The sequence below is a fragment of the Paenibacillus sp. MAHUQ-63 genome, assembly GCF_028765165.1.
In the GTDB taxonomy this organism is placed as follows: domain Bacteria; phylum Bacillota; class Bacilli; order Paenibacillales; family NBRC-103111; genus Paenibacillus_E.
In genome coordinates this window covers 40,421-61,100 of sequence record NZ_JARADB010000010.1, presented here as the reverse complement: position 1 = coordinate 61,100, position 20,680 = coordinate 40,421, and the positions used below count along the sequence as shown (strand labels likewise).

Below are 20,680 nucleotides of genomic sequence, written 5' to 3'. Positions count from 1 at the left end.
CAGGTTAAGCTCAACTAACCACCTGTCGGTCCATACTCCCCTGACTCATATTTCAATGTTGTTGGTCCTTCGTCATTAACAATACCGAAATGGTTCAAGGATTCAATCATATTCGCTATGCTTCCATCCACCTCACGTTTTTTGTCACTATCCTTTCTCTTGAAGGATTTAAAGAAGTGGTGCATCCTGACATGGGACATTTGGAGTTTGATCATATTACCCTGCAAATCCCCAATGATCCTGATATGAGAGTGATGATTTACATGCCTCTCACAGCAACAAGGTCTAAGCTGGAAAAGTATTTTACCCACTTATAGAAAGAAATCAAAAGGCACCCCCTTGGGTGCCTTGATTCTGTCTACCTAAGTTTCGGTTGTCTCATACTAAACTCTTTGAGAAGATTCAAGCAGCCCTGAATGCTGGCTCCGATAGTCACCTAACAACCGCTGCATTTTTTCTACCGTGCCGTCTTGATGGGGAACGTGGATAGAAACGGTCAAGTTTGCATCGTTCAAATACTGAAACGATACAAGATCAAAATTCAATTTCCCAAGATTCGGACAATGCAGCGTCTTGGGAGCATCGATGGCATCGAGAACCTCCTGGGAATCCCAAAATTCCCGAAACTCCCTGCTAACTTGCGACAGCGCCTCAAATTGCTCGGACCACCATAGATCGTCACCGTGACGCCCATAACCAGCATGGAAATTAGCTACGATCCGTCGCGCATGCAGTTCCCATTGTTCTCCTTTAACGTAGCGGAAACGGGGAGAAGTAAACGTCATCCAGACAAAATTCCTTTCCCTATCCGAAATAGCCGCGAGATCCCCATTCAATGCGCAGTAAGCTTCATTCCAGGCAATGATGTTCATTCGCGCATCCATGACATTCGAAGGGGACAGGTTTTGGCTATCCAAAAAACGTTGAAGTTCCGTCGTTACCTTAGAGGGTTGCTGCGTATTGATCAAGGGAAATTCCTTACGGGCAAGATGATACAGATGCCTGCGTTCCGATTCTTCTAGTCGAAGCACTTCCGCTATTCGATCAAGAACCTCGGCGGATACGTTGATATGACGCCCTTGTTCCAAGTAGGTGTACCAATCCAATCCCACGTCTGCCAGCAGAGCGACTTCGCTGCGGCGAAGCCCGGGCGTTCGTCTTCGTCCGGACCCCGGCAATCCTGCTTGCTTGGGGGTCATTCGTTCACGGCGTGAACGCAAAAAACGAGACAATTCCTCATAACGGTCCAATCTGTTCGCCATGACCTCCATGCCTCCTTTCTATTCATGTAAATAGGATTCGCAATCCTACGATAACCAGATCTCTCCCTAGCCTCGTTAATCCCATATACACTAGTCTATGTCTTCCTTAGGGAGAATAGCAAGAATGGATAAAGTAGGATCTTCCATGGGATTGTTGGGATCAATTAAAGAGCAAGTCCATCTGCGCGACATTCTGTTCTCGTCCGGCATCTCCTCGCAGCTGTTGCCGGGGAATGAAGCGTACATCGGCCTGGTTCATGAGAAGCTTAATGAGAAGGGGGATCGAACGGACGAACCTACGATAAAGTACCTAGATCTCGTAGTCCCGATTGAAGCAGTTGCAAAGCGAACAATATTCAGGAACCTTGGAGGGAGTAAGATGTTTGAGCATATCGTACTATTGAAATTCAAGCCCGATGTTTCTATTGAAGTGAAAGAAAGGGCGGTCATGCGTGCGCATGACTTTAAGGGGAAAATTCCGGGAATCGTCGATCTTAGTGCCGGGATTAACATGACGGAGGAAATCGACCACGCACAAGGTTTTACGCTGGGGATCCGAGTTACTTTTGAGGATCAGCAGGCTTGCCGGAATTATGTTCAGCACCCCCTGCATCAAAATTTATTGCAATCCATCGGCCCATTTGTCGAAGGGGTCGCCGTTGTGGATTACCCGTTTGCCTGATGTTCCCCTTTAACCTCTAAACCACATTAGAAAGGGGATTCGCGGAAATGGATAAGAAGCTTGCCGGCAAAGTAGATATTGTAGTGAATAATGCGGGGATCGTCGTCACAAAACCTATTGGCGATGTAAAGGAAGCGGATTACGACCAGTTGTTTGCGATTAATGTCAAAGGGATCTACTTTTCATGCCAGCTTGCGGCCAAGCATTCTAAATCCCAATGGCCGCATCATCAACTTCTCCACTTCGGCGACCGGTCAGATGTTTCCGGCTTACAGTCTGTACGCCGGCTCTAAAGGAGCCGTCGAACAATTCACGCGCCACTTGGCCAAAGAGCTTGGAAAGAGACTTATCACGATTAATGTCGTAGCGCCAGGTCCTGTCAATACCGAGCTGTTCACGGTTGGCAAAACACCCGAGGGGCTTGCTAACATGAACGCATTCGACCGTCTCGGGGAGACCGAAGACATTGCAGGCGTGATCCTCTTTCTTGCGAGCGAAGAATCGCAGTGGGTAACGGGTCAAACACTACGTGTTAATGGCGGTTTTTTAACGTGCAGGAGAGTTTTTTAGCCCCTTTCACTGCTAAACGCTGTAGGGGCTATTTGTTTTTCACAATGGATCTAACCCTCATTCCCCGCTTCGACATGCTCAGGCGATTCGCTTATGAGATTGTTTGCAGAATATGAACGATTTTTCTTTCCATATCGGAGTCGTCTATTCGGTTCAGATATTCAGGTTTTAGCAGTTGATACTTCTTCATGTGGTAGAAATCCATAATTGCTTGTTTCAAGGTGATATCATACTGAATCGAAAATGATGGCTCGATAAAGCGTCGCAGCACAGCGTCATCTTGAACCATAGACAACACGGCATTCAATCTGTTGAAAATCTGTTGCTCCATTCCGGATTCAAAAAATGTTTGTAAGCTTTTATTCCGACTTTGCAGGGCAAAAGACAGATTCTCCAAATGGTGCGGATAAAATTCCTTCAGATCTTGCAAGAACAAATCGGAGATATACGCGGCACACATCAAAGATTGTACAAATGTGATTTGAAACCGATCCAAAAAAGAGACGGAATCATCTTTGACCACGGTGTCGGCTTGCTTCGAGTAATCAATGTAGTAATTTACAACTTGTTCGATGATGTCATCTTTGGAGGCAAAATGCTTATATAGTGTCACTTTGCTGATATCCATATATTTTGCGAGATCGTCGACTTTCAGTTGGCTGAATTTTGTTCTTCTTATAACGGGTTTTATTTTTTCGACATATGTCTCCACACTCGCGGCTTTTCTCACAAATTAGTGCCTCCCTTTGATACGTGTCAAACACATTATAACAAATTTACCGCCTTTTATTTACACCCATAATCAAATGAATTAAATTAACTAATTTAATTAAAGTAGTTTATTTTGTTAATTGATTGTTGTATAATCGTTCCTGTACCTAATCATCCGATTGCGGATTATACAAAGGGAGGACGATTCAAATGGAACCAATCGGCAAAGGCAAATTCTCCGGCAAGAACGTCGTGATCACGGGAGGTAGCAGCGGAATCGGCCTCGCGACAGCGAAGTTGCTAGTGGATGAAGGAGCACGCGTTCTGATTACTGGACGTACTCAGGCGACGCTTGACGCGGCTCGACAACAACTCGGCTACAACGCAATCTCGTTCTTGAGCGATGCCGCCTCATTGAAGGATATCGACGCGTTAGCCGATCGAGTGAAGGCTGAATTTGGAACAATAGACGCCCTGTTCGTTAACGCAGGTGTCACGGGCTTTGCTTCTTTCGAGTCAACGACCGAAGAAGCATACGACGAGATACATACAATCAACGCCAAAGGGCCGTACTTTACCGTACAAAAACTCGTTCCGCTCCTGAGCGCAGGAAGCGGGGTAGTCCTTACTACGTCAATCGTGAACGTAGTGGGTCTCCCCATGCTCAGTGCGTACGCAGCTAGTAAAGCTGCGCTGCGCTCCATGACTCGAAGTCTGGCACGCGAGTTATTATCTCGAAATATTCGCGTCAACGCAGTCAGTCCTGGCGTCATTGATACAGGTATTTTGGAGAAGTCAATGCCGATAGAAGCTGCCCAACAGACAAAGGCACAGATGACGCAGCAGATCCCGATGTTGCGTTTGGGCGATCCAGTCGAGGTCGCCAAAGTCGTAGCCTTCCTAGCCTTTGACGCCACCTATACCACTGGGGCTGAGTTTCCTGTTGACGGAGGCGGCTCCCAGATCTGAGCAGGAATGGAGGGAACATCGCAATGGACAATTTGAGCAAAGATGTGAAGAATCAGGCATCTAACCCTGTTACCATGCGGACGATCCGCTTCCGCGACTACGGCGAGCCGACCGATGTCTTACATTTGGAGGAGGCGGCGATCCCAGAACCAGGACCGGGACGCATTCGCGTGAGCGTACGCGCTTGCGGGTTAAATCCGGTTGACTGGGCGATGTGCCGAGGACACTTTGCCAGTCAACTGCCGGTTCCTCGCGGTATTGGACTGGACGTGTCGGGGATTGTAGACGCAGTTGGAGAAGGCGTAACCAATGTCGCCATTGGCGATGCCGTCCTTGGTGCCGCAGATTTCATGGACGGATCGAGCGCCGGCGCGTCCGACCGAGCGATTATGTACTACTGGTTCCGCATGCCGGCCGGACTCGACTTTGTACAGGCTGCAGCGCTGCCAATGGCGGTCGAAACCGCCTACCGGGGGATTGATACTCTCGGGGTGAGGTCGGGCCAGACCGTACTCGTTCACGGAGCCGGCACAACCGTAGGCTTCGCCGCCGTCCAGATTGCCCTTATGCGCGGCGCTCATGTGGTCGCAACCGCTGGTTCCACCTACGCCGACCAACTCCGCGCCATGGGAGCGATGGTGACCTCGTACGGTGATGGATTAGTTGAGCGAGTAGCAGAACTGGCGAAGCAGCCTGTTGACCTCGTCCTGGATGCCGCACCGATCGGGGGAGCCATGAAAGATCTGATTCATATCGTCAATGGGCTTCCCCAGCGCGTCCTAACCGTCAGCGATTTTGCCGCGGCCGCCGAACTTGGCGTTCGCGCCAGCTACGGAGAAGTACACACCCTGCGTTATGACGTTGTCGGCGACTTTGCCCAGTATACCGCAGAGGGCAAGTTCACGATCCCGGTCGCCCGGACTTTCTCACTCGACGACTGGCGTACAGCCCTGGAGATCAGTCAGAGCAAGCGTGCCCACGGCAAACTGATTCTCCTGCCCGCCGCTGACTGATGTGCTCAAATAAGCGGAGAGTTTTGAAATATGAAGGGGGGACATCCATTGAATACGAACCAACGAGAACATATCGCACTGATTACAGGCGCAAGCCAGGGGATCGGATTGGCATTAGCCCGGAAATTTCTGTCGCAGGGCTGGCAGGTGATTACTTTGAACCGTTCCGATTTTCCGGCGGACGATACGTTCATTCGAAATGCCCTCAAGAACGGATCGCTTCGAGCCTATAAAGTGACGGATCTCGCCGATTATGACAGCTTGAGACGCTCTTTGGAAGAGATCAAAGGAAAGGAGCGGCAGATCGATATTTTGTTCAACAACGCCGGAGGTGGCTTAAGTGAGCTGAGCTATTCGAAACAAGGCCGCGAAAAGCATTATGAATTATTGACGGTCGTTCCTTACATCATTCTGATGGAATTGAAGGAACTGTTGACAAACGGTCGATTAAAAACGGTTATTAACACTTCATCACAGGTGCTTAGATTTACGAAGGAGTTCTCAATCGAAAACTTAGAGCATCCCAAAATTTTCCGTAAAATGGTCGGCCCTTATGCGGCCTCAAAGATGGCGCTATCGTTGTGGACACAAGCCGTGGCGCCGCAACTTGCCAAGGAAGGCATCAAGATCCGCAGCGTTGACCCGGGACTAAACAATACTCTAAGAAAAGGAAAAGACTCGGGAATGCCCGTATGGTTTGAACTGCTTTTTAAGGTTCTTTCCTCTCCGCCTACCCACGGCGCCGATCAATTATATGAGGGGGCCCTCGGCAAACACCGCAATGAGAGTGGCGTATTTTTGTTAAAAAGTCGGATTGCGGACTTGAAATTTGTAGAACATGCGCAGCGTGTACTGGACAGAATTTCGGACATATATAGCCACGAGTTTCTTGACGGAAGTGTTCTTCTTGGCTGAGGTCCAGAAGAACGCTGCTTAAAGCGCCTATTCGGGCTCTCAGATCCCTTTACGCATCTGTCTTTTCACGCAAGGGAGCTGACGGGGGCAGCTCCCTTCGAGCATTAAAGTAGTGAATCTATTGATGTCTTAACTTTTCCGGATTGGCGACGTTATAGGCATGCATGGTGATCAAATTCCGATGTAGCTTCAGCACGCGCTCGAATCCGACATAGTTCAATGCCTAGATGATAATCAAACTTCTATTTCATAAAAGGCTGTTGGATACTTTCTAAACAACACTTGTTCCCTTACCTTACTAAAACCAATGGACTCATAAAATGAGCACAACTTAGGTCTATCAGCTGCACAATCCAATCGGAGGTATCTTTTATTCCGATTCTGTGCCTCTTGTTTTGCCCACTTGACCATATCCCTAGCCAATCCAAAATTGGCAAACTGACGTCGTACACTAAGCTTGTGTAGAAAAAGCGACTCATTTTTAACCACTGATGGCCAAAATACATCATCTTCTTCCTGTAGAATCATTGTTGATACAGGAACATCCTCCATGTAACCCAGAAACATTTCTTCAATCGAATACTCACTTAATATTTTTTCCCTGGATACCTGTTCAAGACTCCACATACCTTGACCTTGAGTATGCAGCCACATAACTACTTCTTTTAGAATTGAACAAAAATCCGCTACTTGGTTATCCGAAATATTTTTCACCTGGAGATCCACAGAGAATTCATCCTTTCGTTGTAAAGTTCAAACCCAAATTATAACCCCTAGTTATTGCTATCGTATTCGTTAGTTGAACGACTAATATAGTTTTTATCTGAAATGTTTTATCGATTTATTAACCGCAAAGCCGACTAAATACCAAAAGCCAATAGCCAATAATACTGTGATTAATCTGAAATTGTAATTGACGATATCATCGTATCCAAGTAAGAACTTAATGAAAAATTCGATATTGCTTACATAATTGGCTGTTACTTGATTAACACCCTCGCCACGCCCATGGTTGAAACTTTGATCTATTAGTACAGAAATAATAGTGAGAATGATTTGGATGCTTGGCAAAATTAATTTAAAATTCAAGGTCCTACGCATATTTCCCACCACCGACTTCCTTGTTTTTTCTACATAATATTAGACATTATAACAAAAGAGAAAGTTGCATATTCCTGCCAGTTAACGTAATAAAGCTGCCGATCAGATCGGCAGCTTCAACCTGGTTGCTTATTCAACTATCGTTCTCCCGTTAGGTTAATCATCCGGTTCTACTGCTGTCAATTTTTTAACAATTGTAAATTGAAAACCTTTGTACTCTCGGCATGGCCTACAATTCTAGACCCTTCTTGAATATTTATTATTTTACCAATCCACAAAGTATTCGGATAAGCTTCTGGAGAAATGAAGGTAATCGTTCCTAATACAGTCTCACCCATTTCAACTTTGTCTTTTTCATAATGATGGTGTGCTCCAGAAGTTAGATAATTGTCAGTAACCAGATGGTTAGGACGGTACCCTGTGAAGACAGGTCTTGTTCTTACGCCATTCTTTAAAAAAGTTATTTTCGCTTCTACATCAGGTACAGACATGTTCATCACTCCTAGACCCTGTGCATTATCCTATACGTCGCTCTTGCTGCCTTCATTTCTTGATTGAACTATAGTCTCCCAGTGCAATGGTCTATTGATGTGCTTCAATTGTCTATCCCTTCTAATATTTCGACTTCTATGAAAACATTGAATCTAAGCCGCTAACGACACTGCCGTGAATTGGGGGATATCCTGCAACATCTTTTCTTCACAACACCGATGACCCTTTTTTAGGACACCAAAGAGAACTCGAATCAGCTTATTGCATAGCGCAATGCGCGACTGCATCTTTGTCAAGGGATTATCTGACCGTTTGGTGTAGTACTGATGTAAGGCCTTAAATGCTCGGTTCTTAGCCACCAGTGGCATGATGACGCGAAATAGTAGTGCTCGTAGCCGCTTACGACCACGCTTGGTGATCTTTGTCTGTCCCTTGTGTTTACCGGACGTATTTTCTTTTAAGTTCAAGCCCGCTAGCTTTATGATTTGATTAGGATGCCGGTAACGCTCAATGTCGCCAACTTCAGCCAGAAATCCAGCTATGCTAACCCGACCAATACCTTTAATGCAACTCGTACTGTGTTAACAGCAGCTTAAGTTCGAGCTTTGCTAATTCTGTCGTATTTGTTACGAGTAAGAATAATAATAACACTTTTTCAAAGAACAAATATTATCTATCAGCTCTCGGCTCTCTTGACAGATTGAGATAAGCGCTTTCCCGTCAACGAGAGGCGTCTTATCATACACCTTCCGTACCTCAACCTTCTCGGCACCTTCAAAATCCCCGGAATGAATGACTACTTTCTCAGGATACCACATTATTATTGACATTATTTTCCGGACCTCTTCGATCCCGGAACTCAGTAGAAGATCAAGTAATTCGTTATTGGTCAGAGGAACAATAAATTGTAAACCCACTCGTTGATTTTTAGCGAAGATCGCGATTGCTTTAGACAAAAGCGCATCCAATGCTAACGTAAGCGGGTGAAGAAAAGTAATATGATCGTAATGAATCGCGCTCAGAATACTTTTGCTAGTAGCTAGATCCGCCTCAACAAAATTACCATTAAAACGGATGCGCTTCAAAATAGAAGCCGGATGGATTGATGCCCTCCCAAGCATGTATGAATCACGTAAAAAGCTGTCCAAATGATCCGCGCTTAAAAACGGTGTTTTATGTGAGAGCGGAGAATCAATATTTAAGATTTCAATGATGCGATCGGGTGAAAATCCATACTTTTTCAATATAGTTGAGACTTCATTCCCATAGATCCTTTCTTCTGTAATTGTATGGTGGTTAAAACCAAGCGTATTTTCTACCGCGTGTGAGAAAGGCAGATGCCCAATGTCATGAAGTAGGGAGGCAATGCGCAACTCCTCATCCTTCGGGAAGAAAGTAGAAACAATTGTCCAGACTCCAATCGTATGTTCAAATCTGCTATGCTTAGCGGATGTGATGAACGAGCCTGTTCCGTAATGGGATAAAAACTTCAGCCTTCGAACAGCAGAAGTCTGGATCAGCTCCATCTCCCATGGAAACACCTGAATTTGGATCTGATAGAAAGGATCAAAGTATTCATTGATCTGATCGAAAAGATACATTTGAATTCTCCTTTGGCAAAAAATAAAGAGCCGGTTCATATCTGCAAGAGATACGAAAACCGGCTCATCAATAATGAGAGTGGGATAACCACAGTTTAACAGTTTGTTGATTCCATAAATTGTACATTTTTATTATACATATTAATGAAGCTGAGTCAATAGTCTTGCATTCTGTAATACGCATGTGAAAAGAGGAGGTCATGGACATCTCTTCTGAGATGTCTAGCCAATCGACCTCATTTATAAACTGAGCGATGGGGATGCCTATTCAGGAGATGCAGCAGTTTGTCGCGTTGCAAAATAGTGAAGTCTCTACAATAACAGCAAGACGAGGATTTATAGAAACGTATCGCGGGAAAGTTATCGATCAAATGAAGGAGCTTGAAAAGACGCTGGAGAGAATCGATGATAAAATCAACAACTGTCCATTCCAAAGATTTCTCGTGAGAATAGTGGCTCACCTAAAAAGATACTCCTGCTATTTTTTCTAAATAAGCTTATTTCGACATTTCCTTGAATGCGGATGGACTGGGCTGGAAAGCAAACTTCGGAAGCTTAAGCAGAACAGCCACCAGCAATAACAGACTGCCGTTGATAACGAACACGACGGGAATGGACAATTGCGTTGCGAGAAAGCCTCCAATTAGCGGACCCATCAGCAGGCCTAGTTGATTGGCCGATTGATTCAGACTGAACGCGCGACTGCGAAAGCCAGGTTCCGTATGGATAGCGATAAAGGCATTAAGCGCCGGAAATACGCCAGCGAAAAAGAGGCCGTATACAAACCGCAAAGCACCGAATCCGATCAGATCATGAAACCATAATTGCAGTAAATTTCCGATCCCACCGCCGATGAGCCCGATGAACAGCACCTTCTCGTAGCCCCACTTACTTCCGAGCTTGCCCCAACGCGGCGCTGCGATCAATGTAGCGATGCCTACCGCAGAGAAAATAATACCTGCATAAAGCGATGCGGACGACTGGCTGGAGCCCAGCTCAAGCACATAGATCGTAAGCAGCGGCTCCACAATCATGATCGACGTTGATGTAATGAAGACAATGAACAGCGCGGAAACGAGCGTCCGATTGGCCGCCGCATCCTTCAGGTCGTTAAGCACTGCGGACCGCTTCGCTTCGGATTTAATAAAGGAAGGCTCCTTGACCCAAACCCATGCAATGATAAAGGCGATCAGTACCATCACGCCGGCCATTAAAAAAGTTTCACGTGTGCCGATCAGGTGACTTACAACCCCTCCCACAAGCGGTCCTAATACGGAAGCAGCTGCGCTGGAAGTGGAGATGATGCCAAGAGCATAACCAACATGTTTCTCCGGCGTATTGGTGGCTACCACGGCGATGGCGGACGGAATGTATCCCGCAAGTAAACCTTCCATAATTCTTACAAGGATAAGCTCATAAGGATTTTGGACGATGAAATATAGAAAATACGCGATCGACAGACAAATCCCTGCGCGAAGCATCATAGGCTTCCTGCCATACTTATCGGCCATGGAGCCCCAGAACGGAGCGATCAGTGCCGCGGCTAAAAACGTAATGGCGAATACGACACCTGTCCATAGCTCCAGATGGCTTCGTACACCTAGATCATCCTGCAAAAATATTGACATAAACGGTATGGATACCGTATAGGCCATACTAACGAGAAAAGTCCCTACCCACAGTACGAAAAGATTACGTTTCCAAGAATTGTCGATCAAAGAAGCACTCCCTTTTCTTCCGTTTGCCTACCATCATACCATTATTAAGGAGAGCTCCTCATAAAACGTTTTTGTAGGATGATAAAATGTAGTAATGGATACAGGCGCGCGAAGCCATTCCCCCAAAAAAAGGCCTGATTTCTCAAGCTTTTTTTCAAATGGGATGATGTGGACCCTTTGCATCTAAAAACTCTCTACTGTACGAATAGCGCGAATGATCATGTCTGAAGTAACAGGAAAGTTCATATTCCCCGTTGTGCTTTCTGGCAGAAGGGAAATTCTCGAAATTTCATTCAATTCTTCCTGTGATAATTCGCGATGGATACCAAGCTCATTTAGCTTAAGCGGCAGCCCGATCGATCTGTAAAAATCACAAAGCTCCTTAATCTCCTGCTTCGGGCGATCTTCAAGTACGACCTGAACGAGAATTCCATATGCCACTTTTTCTCCATGATAAGCTTCGTGTGTCTCCGGGATGACCGTCAATCCGTTATGAATGGCATGGGCCGCTGCAGAGCGGCAGTTATCCTCCCCGAGTCCGCCGACCATTCCGCTGAATAAAATGGATTTGCCGTACTTGGCGATCCACTCTCCCGCTTTTCGAACGATTCCCGGTTCTTGAATATAGCCATTCGGTGACCCCAGAACAAAATGTACGCCATCCATAGTTACTCTTCTCCCCTACTGTGAATGTTGTTTAGAACTACCCGATTCAGGCCGTATAGAAGATTGTGAAAAATCCGCATTGCAGATTCACCTCCGCAGGCAGAGCATTGCCTGACCTTTACTATGAAGCTATCGTTCGCCGTTTCTTTAATGATGAATTTAAGATGAGTACATTTCTTTTTATGATTCTCGAAATTCAACGAGAAAAGGATGAGTTTGATTGTTTAACGCCATATCTACTCTGTCCATGAAATTACCCCAAGTTATCATTTTCCTTGCCTCTTCCAATGAAAAGTAACCTACCTCATCACTCTCAATACTTGTTGTTAATGAACCGTCAACTGGTTTACCTGTAAAAATGTTATTACATACCCCCCGAGTTATGTTCTGATACAATCCACAGAAATTAATTAATTCAACTTCGATTCCTGTTTCTTCTTTCACTTCACGGACAGCGGCTTCCCGAATAGTTTCCCCTTCTTCGACACATCCTTGTGGCATCTCCCATCCACGACGACCTCGCATTAATAGAATTTCGTTATTTTCATTGAGTACAATTACACTCGCTGAAACGATGAATTTCATCAGATGCGCCTCCTAAATCACACTTTATTACTTAAACGCTTTTATGTATTAAAGTACATAATGTCCGGATATTCCTGTAAACAATTTTCTTCCACGCTATGCTGCCCGTTAATTTAATCCCTTCACCTCCTCCCACACGCGTGACTAATAAACCCATATGGTCCTTCGACTTCACGCAAACCATCACTTAAGTGGCCAAAATTTCTTATAGCCGTTGAAGCATGATTTATCTTTTAGTGACAACGGAGTTCTTAATCTTCTTCAATTGCTGTTATGCTTACAGAGCCTTTCATTAAATAGCGATCTGTTAAAACAAACTTTCCACTTGTATCGACAAATACATTATTGCCGTTGTCTGAGGCTAAATAAGTCGCTACTTTTTGAAATGAACCGTAATCAATCAATACATTTTGACCGTTTTCAAAGTCGCCCATTGTGTTCGTACTCCCTATTCTTGGCAATATGGGTATTTGACGTCATGTTTATAGACCACCACTTCTGGTGCATTAACAATGGCTCACGTTTCGTCCCGCTCCAGATATCAAGCGAGCCAATTGCAAAGTAATCCAACTTGGAAATATCCAACTTTATTTGTCACTTCATAACTTTATTGTCTACTTCAAAACTTATTTGTCACCCGTCAACAACTGTTGGATGACAAATTGGTTTTGAACTAGAGAAAGCCAGCAACCACAAGGGTTTGCTGGCTTTTCCACGAAAAATAAAATGACAAATAAAGTTTTGAAATGGATTTTAAGGTGAATTGTTTGAATAACAAATTAGTTTTGAAGTACTTCTGACAAATTAAATAGAATTACAAATCATAAGACTTGTTGAACTAACGTTCTCCGTTAGCTTAATCCTTTTTTGCTGTGAAACCTTTTAATTTAAGATAATTATCCATTGGAAAGTCAAAATTAACCCACTTTTCTTTGTAACCTTCCCGTCCATATTTCCTCAATAACATATCCAATGTTTGAGCTATTGTTCTAATAAACTCATGAATTGAACAGGTTTCATCCAGTTCAATAACTTGATTTTTCTTGTTCCTTAAATCTTCATAAGACTTAATTTGTACACGTAAGGAATTAACATTAATCTTGCTTAATGTCCACACAGTTCCACCGGGCTCCTCGTTCCATTCAAACTGCGCCATTGAGACAGGAAATGGACTTACTTCTGGAACAAGTGAATTTACGGCTTTCAACATGTCATAAAGAGCGTCCGTTATATAGCTTGCCGCGAAGTGAACGGTAGATGAGTTGATTTCAATGCAACCATCAGCCCAACCAATACCTGTTAGTTCATATTCAAACTTCATAACGCCCTCCGCTTAAGTATGGAATTTTCCCTCATCAGTAATTCGGAGCATACGCCACGCAATCCTGCCCGTTACTTCAATGAAACAAGGGACAGCTGCCTGTCGCGGGATCTCTCCCTTGTTTTTGAACTATCTTTTCCATTTTATACCTATATGAGTTCCTAACTATAGCCTTACGTAAAGATAGCACGTTTGAAGTAAATTGCCCGTTTCGACACTTTTTGTTGTCGGATAGGGGCCATAGCTGAAAAGGAGAAGAAGATATTTGCTTATTCCTGATAATATTTCAACCTCTTAGTCGGGGATGCTAAGTTATTTAGGGTACTGCTGTCTGCATTTTTAGTCTATTTTTTTGATCCTGGACGTTGCCTGTGACTCCCTATTTTACGGCGAATTAACTAGATTATAAGCACACGCAATATTACTTTAGTTTACATCTATTAAGTAGTGTACTAAGTAAAGGAATTTGAGGAGGTTATAATCGTGACAATTAAAAAGAAGATTAATAGAAATGCAACTGTAAAACGGAAAATCAAATTTAGTTCAAAAGATGCACGTATTACACAACCCATTGGGAATGGCTTTCGACGTTTCGTATTTACTAGAGTGGTGATACCACCAAAAGGGATGGCAGTACTCATTATGAATGCTGGAGCAGGAAGAAGAGTAGTCTCTGGTGGTTGGTCACAAAGGCCTATTGATCCAAAAACCTCAGAAGTGTTCTCAACAGAGTCTTATCCTATAACTCCTAGCGAATGGAGAATAACTGTCTGGAATAATACTACAGATTTTCAAGCTGTCATCCCTTATTTAATAGATAAGAGGAGGTAGTTAATAAGAATTATCTGATGTTTTATTGATCATTCCTTTCGCCTGCATATGGCTGTGCGCAACCATGTGCAGGTTTTTTTGTTCGGGAATTTCAACTATACAATAGAGCCCTTTGTTTATAGGGAGTGAACTTTTAATAAAGTTAATTAATATACCATTTCTTTAATTATTCTTCCGAAAAACAATAAACTCTTGCCGTCTTCCGTTAAATTTGAGCGTTCGCCTTTGGAACTTGAACAAATTGATAATACCCAGACTGTCATAAGGTTTCCTCGAGAGTGAAAGTATTTCCACGTTAAACTGCCCGTTAGCTGAATGCCACTACCGTTAAAAGCGGGCAATTGTTATTTAGCTCCCGTGCCAGTTAGATCAACCACTGCGTGATCAAGAACAAATAGCGGCTATCCGTCGGGAATGTCATAATGTTCTTGTCAAATTCGGGAATGTCCTCAAGTTCTTGTCATTTAAATTTGACAAGAACTTGAGGACATAAAAAGAAAAAGCCGCACCACATGCGACTTTTAATGTAACCATGTTCTTGTCATCCGACATCTGTCGGATGACAAGAACTTTATCCCATTCCCGCGGGGCGCAAAATTAATTTCGAAATCAAAAAACACACTCGTCCCAATGAGGTGCGTGTCTTCTTTATTTCATAATTAAAATTAAACAGAAACTTTAACGAGAACCTTGCTCTTTTGGAGATAACGAATCTCTTTGTTCAAACTGTTCGTGTCGATCAAGCTATGATCTTCTAGATCTTCCCCTGTATTATCGAATTTTTTGACATTGTGCACACGAAGCTATGTAAGCTGTGCTACATGGACCATTTCGTTTATCCTTTATCTCATCCACAGGTGAATAATTAATTTTTATTGCTTTTTGCTCGTCCATCTTTATTTGAAGTTGTGCAAAGATAATATCGTTAACACGTCTCGCCTACACAGATTAGCTTATTTTTCCCGTTCGCTTCGCTTCGTTCGAAAAGCCGATTCCTTAATGCCTGTCTCCTAACGCTTACATAGTTCTTGCTATCAAAAAAAACCACCCGCGATAAATTTCGCAAAGTGGTTATTGCTTATGCAGTAAATTAAATTTTCTTTAAGAGTTACTCAACTGTACGTTTAGAATAAGAGCATCTTTGTCTGGAATTAATCGGATACCTGAATCTTCAACAGTCCAGGTCGCACCCTCTACGGACTCTACTTCGTGTACACCGCGCAAAATGATTTCCCATGGTTTATCAGCGCCGCTCACATGAACGGTCATATTTCGGCTGCTTCGTTCTACACTCACGCTTAGTTCGACCTCTCCCTTCGTGCTGTACACAGTAGTGTATGCCGAGCGGCCGTCTTCAAGTTCAAATAGATGCAATGCAACGTTTTGAGCATAATCATAGTCTGGGCGAAGATCATTATTGCCGATTGCAATCAGGCTGTTCGGTCTGACCATAAGCGGCAAGCTGAAATAGTTGTGCTGTTCACGCATCCAGCGGCCGCCCTCTACGATCTCTCCACTCAGATAGTTCGTCCATCTTCCATGAGGCAAATAATATTGAGCAGTCCCTTGATCATTGAAGATCGGGGCAACCAGCAGTGATTCACCTAGCATATACTGTCGATCTAATTGATCGCAAGCAGCATCTTCGTTAAACTCCAGTACCATGGCACGCATCACAGGCAGGCCGGTTTGGGTGGCTTCTACAGATGCGCTGAATAAATACGGCATAAGTGTGGACTTCAGTTTAGTGAAATAGCGAAGTACATCGGAAGCTTCATCATCAAATAACCAAGGCACACGGTATGATTGGCTTCCATGCAGACGACTATGAGAGGATAACAGTCCGAATGCTGTCCAACGTTTGTAAATATCAGGAGTCGCTGTATTCTCGAAGCCACTAATGTCATGGCTCCAGAATCCAAAACCGGAAAGTCCTAATGATAAACCGCCACGCAGCGTCTCGGCCATGGAGTTGTAGCTTGCCGAGCAATCTCCGCCCCAATGTACTGGAAATTGCTGACCGCCGGCTGTAGCCGAACGGGCGAATAGCATCGCTTCGTTTTTGCCCTTCGTTTCCTCCAGCACTTCAAATACAGCTTTATTATATAAATGTGTATAGTAATTATGCATTTTAACAGGATCAGAGCCGTCATAATAGACGACATCGGTTGGAATACGTTCGCCAAAATCGGTTTTAAAGCTATCGACACCCATCTCTATCAATTCTTTGAGCTTATCTTTATACCACCGAACAGCTGCCGGATTGGTGAAATCGACAAGCCCCATTCCACCCTGCCATCTGTCCCACTGCCAGACATCCCCATTGTTCGTCTTGACAAGATACCCGTTCGCCTTGCCTTCATCAAATAGATAGGATTGCTGCGCGATGTAGGAATTGATCCATACGCAAATATTGAGACCCTTATCTTTAAGCCGCTTCAGCATGCCTTGCGGATCAGGAAATACATCCTTGTCCCACTGGAAGTCGCACCATTGGAACTCCTTCATCCAGAAGCAATCAAAGTGGAAGACATGTAACGGAATTTCACGTTCAAACATGCCGTCGATGAAGCTGTTCACCGTATCTTCATCGTAGCTAGTAGTAAAGGAAGTCGTCAGCCACAAGCCGAAAGACCAAGCCGGAGGCAATGCCGGTTTTCCTGTCAATGCCGTATAATTCTGCAGCACTTCCTTCATAGAAGATCCGCCAATGATATAATATTTTAACGATTCGCCTGGAACACTGAACTGGACTTTCGACACTTGCTCAGAAGCCACTTCATAGGAAACTCGTTCTGGATGGTCGACGAATACGCCATAGCCGAAGTTAGAAATGTAAAATGGAATGTTTTTATAAGCTTGCTCGCTGCATGTTCCCCCGTCTTCATTCCATAGGTCCACAACTTGCCCATTTTTTACGAATGGTGTAAAGCGTTCTCCAAGCCCGTAGATGTATTCGCCCACACCGCAATCGAGCTGTTCTCTCATATAGGTGCTTTGATCCTGCAGCTTGATGTGACCCGGACTTTTATATCCGCTGCCAGTCAAACGCTTGCCTTCATACATAAAATGAGTGCTCCAGCCTTCATTTTTATGAATTTGCACACTGAGCTTGCCGCTTGTAAAGCTGGCAACTTCCTCGCCGTTCTCAACTTTAACAGGAAGATTAGGTCTTACATTTTTTTTAAATTCGGGACCTTGATGCTCTTTGCCATTATGATGGATCAATTCAACGCAGATTACATCTTCCATTGGGGAAGTATAGTTCACAGTTAAAATTGCCGTATTCAATGTATCCCCGCGAGTAACGATTTTCTTACATGAAGCTAGCACCGTCAGAGTATCTGGCTTCGTTCGAATATTGCGGATTTCCACAGGGTAGTTAAATGTTACCCCTTGTCTCATATGCCAATACCCATCCGTAAATTTCATTTCGATTTCTCCACCTATCGTATCTTTATATTTTTTATTTTTTAAAGGCTGCTTGCAATTCAGGAATGATATTCACATTGGAACTGCCTAATAAGCCATGTACGAGGTTCTGTGCAGCGATTTTGGCCATATTCAATCGTGTAGCCGCTGTTGCTGAACCGATATGCGGAACAGTTACGACATTGGGAAGCTTTAACAATGGATGATTCACATCAATAGGCTCCTGCTCATACACATCCAGCCCCGCACCGTAAATCTGTTTATTTTGCAACGCTTGAAGCAATGCCTGTTCATTGACCGTCTCGCCTCGTGAAACATTAATGAAAATAGCATTCTTCTTCATTAAAGCAAATTGAGGAGTATCCATGAGATGTCTAGTTTCAGGCGTTAAGGGTGTCATGAGCAGCACGAAATCCGATGTTTGAAGGAGCTCTTCCAACGTACAATACGTTAATCCAAGCGATTGTTCCGTTTCAGATTTGCGATTTCGGTTGTGGTAGACGACATCCATAAGAAAACCCAGTTTGGCACGTCGGGCTATCGCTTCTCCGATACGTCCCATGCCAACAATGCCTAAGCGCGCATGATGGACATCTACGCCAAATAGCTCGGCATCCTGCCCCTGTTGCCACTTGCCTGATTTCACAAATTGATCCAATTCAGCAACTCTTCTTGCTGTAGACAAGATTAAGGCAAAAGCCAGATCTGCTACGGTTTCATCTAACACATATGGCGTATGAGTTCCCACAATTCCGCGTGCTTTTATGGCATTCAAAGACAGATTGTTATATCCGACCGATAAATTACTAATGACTCGTATGTTAGGGCCTGCTTGAAGCACAGCTTCAGTTATGGGTGTTCCGGTAACCAGCACACCTTCAGCATCACTCACTTCCTGAGCTAGCTGCTCAGAGGTAATGGCTTCAGTTCCTTCCCATTTTCTAATTTCACAATAATCTGCTACATATGCTTCAACTTCTTCAGGCAAGCTTCTTGCTAGATAGACTTTTGGCTTCACCGGGTATTTCCCCCTTAATAGTAAACAGTACGCTAGTCCTTCATAGAACCTGCCGTCATGCCACCCACGACATATTTTTGCATGGAGATGAAGATGACGATAATTGGAAGAGCAGCTAAGGTAGCAACAGCCATCAGGTTATTCCATTCCGTGCCGTACTGGCCGATAAATCGGTACAAGCCCAACGTTAACGGACGTACGGAATTGCCTGTCGTTAGTGTCAGGGCAAAAATAAAATCCCCCCATCCAAACAAGAAGCAAAAAACAGCAACCGTTAATAAACCAGGCGTCACCAGCGGCAAAATAATTCTGGTAAATGACGTGAACTTGTTACAGCCGTCAATCATCGCCGCTTCTTCCAGTCCACCAGGCAGACTTAAGAAGAAAGGGCGCAGCGTTATGATTGCAAACGGCAGCGCGTGAATTAAATCCGCAAAGATGAGACCAACGAAATTATCCGTCAGGTTCACTTTGGAAAACATCATAAATAAGGGCATTGCCATCATAATTCCTGGAAGCATTTGAATGGATAACAACAAAATCATGATGACAGCCTTCCCTTTAATAGAAAGCCGCGCAAGCGCGTATGCTGCCGGTACAGCCAGCAAGAGAGAAAGCAGCATAGTGCCGACTGCGATAATGACACTGTTGCCGATATAGCCGATCATATCCTTATTGCGAATGAAATTATTAATATAAGAATCCAAAGTAGCCTTCACAGGAACGATATGAGGCGGATTGTGGTAAAGCTCCGTTATGGGAGTAACGGAAGTCTTGGCCATCCAGTACACAGGGAATAAGAACACAATCATAATTAGTACGGCAATAAGCGTAGCACCAGACGATCTCCATCTTGATTCAGCCATTAATGTACCTCCTCTTTGTTCGACATTCTCAAGTAGACGATAGCAATCCCGATTAAAATCAAGAACATGATCATCGAGACAGATGCGCCTTGACTGAACTCAAACGCTGTAAAGGATAGCTGATAAGCATAGATAGGCAGCACGGTCGAGGCCGTCACCGGTCCTCCAGCGGTCATGATGAATACAAGATCAAATACTTTAAACGTATAAATAATGCCTAGCATAAATAAGACAAGAATAGTTGGACGCAAAAGTGGCAGCGTAATATGCCTAAACTGCAAAAATCGATTCGCCCCATCCAATTTCGCAGCTTCGTATAAGTGCGTAGGCAAAGTCTGCAAACCTGACAATAGAATAATCATGTTGAAAGGAATGCCCGTCCATATATTCGCTACAATGGTACCAAGCAGCGCTGTGCTAGCCTCGCTGAGCCAGTTGACAGGACTGTTAATAAGACCTAACGACTGTAAGAAATAATTGATTACGCCATAATCGCCGGAAAACATCCATTGAAAAACAGTTCCAGTAATCACAACAGGCAGCATCCAGGCAAGCAGCATCAAGGAACGAAACAAATTACGTCCCGGAAATTTCATATTGAAAAACAAAGCCAATCCAAAACCGATTGCAAATTGGAAAAAAATGCTTAGTACTGTGAATACTACGGAGTTCTTCAAGGAAATATAGAATACCGGATCTTGAAGCGACTTGATGTAATTGGCCAATCCAACAAAGTGGTGCTCTCCCTTCAAGTTATAGACATTCACGTCTTGAAAGCTGAGTGTAATATTGTAGAGGATTGGATAAACAACAAATACAGCCATAAATGCGAGTGCGGGCACAACAAATAAATAGCTGTTCCATGAAGAAAACCATTTTGCGCCTCTAGTTGATTGGGACATCATATCTCCCCCTATTTCTAAAAAG

Annotated in this window: 20 protein-coding genes and 2 pseudogenes; 7 read left to right on the top strand and 15 right to left on the bottom strand. The window is 44.1% G+C overall.

Annotation, left to right across the window (positions count from 1 at the left end):
• The first annotated feature begins 89 nt into the window (after positions 1-89).
• On the top strand, positions 90-317 hold the full coding sequence (locus tag PUT07_RS35710) for an MmyB family transcriptional regulator (protein ID WP_310193893.1): 228 nt from the start codon (positions 90-92) through the stop codon (positions 315-317).
• A 66-nt stretch (positions 318-383) separates the two neighbouring features.
• Here PUT07_RS35710 and PUT07_RS32165 read toward each other — a convergent pair whose 3' ends face one another.
• On the bottom strand, positions 384-1,262 hold the full coding sequence (locus PUT07_RS32165; protein ID WP_274472876.1) for a helix-turn-helix transcriptional regulator: 879 nt from the start codon (positions 1,260-1,262) through the stop codon (positions 384-386).
• 124 nt (positions 1,263-1,386) lie between these two features.
• Between PUT07_RS32165 and PUT07_RS35500 the strand changes: the two genes are divergently transcribed.
• The gene (locus PUT07_RS35500; RefSeq protein WP_338000790.1) at positions 1,387-1,944 is read left to right on the top strand and encodes a Dabb family protein; all 558 of its coding nucleotides are present in this window, start codon (positions 1,387-1,389) and stop codon (positions 1,942-1,944) included.
• 65 nt (positions 1,945-2,009) lie between these two features.
• Positions 2,010-2,514, top strand: a pseudogene (locus PUT07_RS32150) (SDR family oxidoreductase); the annotation flags it as partial.
• A 91-nt stretch (positions 2,515-2,605) separates the two neighbouring features.
• Here PUT07_RS32150 and PUT07_RS32145 read toward each other — a convergent pair.
• Entirely contained in the window at positions 2,606-3,244 is a 639-nt protein-coding gene (locus tag PUT07_RS32145; RefSeq protein WP_274472875.1) for a TetR/AcrR family transcriptional regulator, read from the bottom strand.
• Between the two features lie 191 nt (positions 3,245-3,435).
• Between PUT07_RS32145 and PUT07_RS32140 the strand changes: the two genes are divergently transcribed.
• The 3 genes from PUT07_RS32140 to PUT07_RS32130 are packed head-to-tail and all read left to right on the top strand — an operon-like array spanning position 3,436 to position 6,122.
• Positions 3,436-4,194 (top strand): SDR family oxidoreductase, encoded by a 759-nt coding sequence (locus tag PUT07_RS32140; protein ID WP_274472874.1) that lies wholly within the window; start codon positions 3,436-3,438, stop codon positions 4,192-4,194.
• Between the two features lie 23 nt (positions 4,195-4,217).
• A complete protein-coding gene (locus PUT07_RS32135) occupies positions 4,218-5,207 on the top strand; it encodes an NADP-dependent oxidoreductase (protein WP_274472873.1) in 990 nt (329 codons plus the stop codon).
• 48 nt (positions 5,208-5,255) lie between these two features.
• Positions 5,256-6,122, top strand: coding sequence for an SDR family NAD(P)-dependent oxidoreductase (locus PUT07_RS32130; protein WP_274472872.1), 867 nt, complete (start codon positions 5,256-5,258; stop codon positions 6,120-6,122).
• A 234-nt stretch (positions 6,123-6,356) separates the two neighbouring features.
• Here PUT07_RS32130 and PUT07_RS32125 read toward each other — a convergent pair whose 3' ends face one another.
• The 9 genes and pseudogenes from PUT07_RS32125 to PUT07_RS32085 all read right to left on the bottom strand — a co-directional run bounded on the left by PUT07_RS32125 (position 6,357) and on the right by PUT07_RS32085 (position 13,606).
• The gene (locus PUT07_RS32125; RefSeq protein ID WP_274472871.1) at positions 6,357-6,848 is read right to left on the bottom strand and encodes a GNAT family N-acetyltransferase; all 492 of its coding nucleotides are present in this window, start codon (positions 6,846-6,848) and stop codon (positions 6,357-6,359) included.
• A 554-nt stretch (positions 6,849-7,402) separates the two neighbouring features.
• Entirely contained in the window at positions 7,403-7,714 is a 312-nt protein-coding gene (locus PUT07_RS32120) for a hypothetical protein (RefSeq protein ID WP_274472870.1), read from the bottom strand.
• A 153-nt stretch (positions 7,715-7,867) separates the two neighbouring features.
• Positions 7,868-8,281 (bottom strand): annotated as a pseudogene (locus PUT07_RS32115) (transposase); the annotation flags it as partial.
• Positions 8,282-8,341: 60 nt separating this feature from the next.
• Entirely contained in the window at positions 8,342-9,316 is a 975-nt protein-coding gene (locus PUT07_RS32110) for an HD domain-containing protein (RefSeq protein WP_274472869.1), read from the bottom strand.
• Between the two features lie 497 nt (positions 9,317-9,813).
• Entirely contained in the window at positions 9,814-11,034 is a 1,221-nt protein-coding gene (locus PUT07_RS32105) for an MFS transporter (RefSeq protein WP_310193869.1), read from the bottom strand.
• 183 nt (positions 11,035-11,217) lie between these two features.
• Complete coding sequence (locus tag PUT07_RS32100; RefSeq protein WP_274472868.1) at positions 11,218-11,700, bottom strand: iron-containing alcohol dehydrogenase; 483 nt, start codon at positions 11,698-11,700, stop codon at positions 11,218-11,220.
• A 180-nt stretch (positions 11,701-11,880) separates the two neighbouring features.
• Complete coding sequence (locus PUT07_RS32095; protein WP_274472867.1) at positions 11,881-12,285, bottom strand: NUDIX hydrolase; 405 nt, start codon at positions 12,283-12,285, stop codon at positions 11,881-11,883.
• Between the two features lie 251 nt (positions 12,286-12,536).
• Complete coding sequence (locus PUT07_RS32090) at positions 12,537-12,719, bottom strand: hypothetical protein (RefSeq protein WP_274472866.1); 183 nt, start codon at positions 12,717-12,719, stop codon at positions 12,537-12,539.
• A 422-nt stretch (positions 12,720-13,141) separates the two neighbouring features.
• Positions 13,142-13,606 carry a hypothetical protein gene (locus PUT07_RS32085; RefSeq protein WP_274472865.1) on the bottom strand — a complete coding sequence of 155 codons (465 nt, stop codon included), beginning with the start codon at positions 13,604-13,606 and terminating at the stop codon, positions 13,142-13,144.
• A 483-nt stretch (positions 13,607-14,089) separates the two neighbouring features.
• Here PUT07_RS32085 and PUT07_RS32080 point away from each other — a divergent pair, with 483 nt between their 5' ends.
• Positions 14,090-14,437, top strand: a complete 348-nt coding sequence (locus tag PUT07_RS32080; RefSeq protein ID WP_274472864.1) for a hypothetical protein — start codon at positions 14,090-14,092, stop codon at positions 14,435-14,437.
• A gap of 1,101 nt (positions 14,438-15,538) precedes the next feature.
• Here the strand turns inward: PUT07_RS32080 and yicI are convergent.
• From yicI to PUT07_RS32060, 4 genes are read right to left on the bottom strand one after another with little or no spacing between them, the layout of a single operon-like run.
• A complete protein-coding gene (gene yicI, locus PUT07_RS32075) occupies positions 15,539-17,869 on the bottom strand; it encodes an alpha-xylosidase (RefSeq protein WP_274472863.1) in 2,331 nt (776 codons plus the stop codon).
• A gap of 34 nt (positions 17,870-17,903) precedes the next feature.
• Positions 17,904-18,887 (bottom strand): 2-hydroxyacid dehydrogenase, encoded by a 984-nt coding sequence (locus PUT07_RS32070; protein WP_274472862.1) that lies wholly within the window; start codon positions 18,885-18,887, stop codon positions 17,904-17,906.
• A gap of 32 nt (positions 18,888-18,919) precedes the next feature.
• The gene (locus tag PUT07_RS32065) at positions 18,920-19,753 is read right to left on the bottom strand and encodes a carbohydrate ABC transporter permease (RefSeq protein ID WP_274472861.1); all 834 of its coding nucleotides are present in this window, start codon (positions 19,751-19,753) and stop codon (positions 18,920-18,922) included.
• Positions 19,753-20,655, bottom strand: a complete 903-nt coding sequence (locus tag PUT07_RS32060) for a carbohydrate ABC transporter permease (RefSeq protein ID WP_274472860.1) — start codon at positions 20,653-20,655, stop codon at positions 19,753-19,755. The genes PUT07_RS32065 and PUT07_RS32060 overlap by 1 nt, the downstream gene beginning before the upstream one ends.
• Positions 20,656-20,680 lie beyond the last annotated feature (25 nt).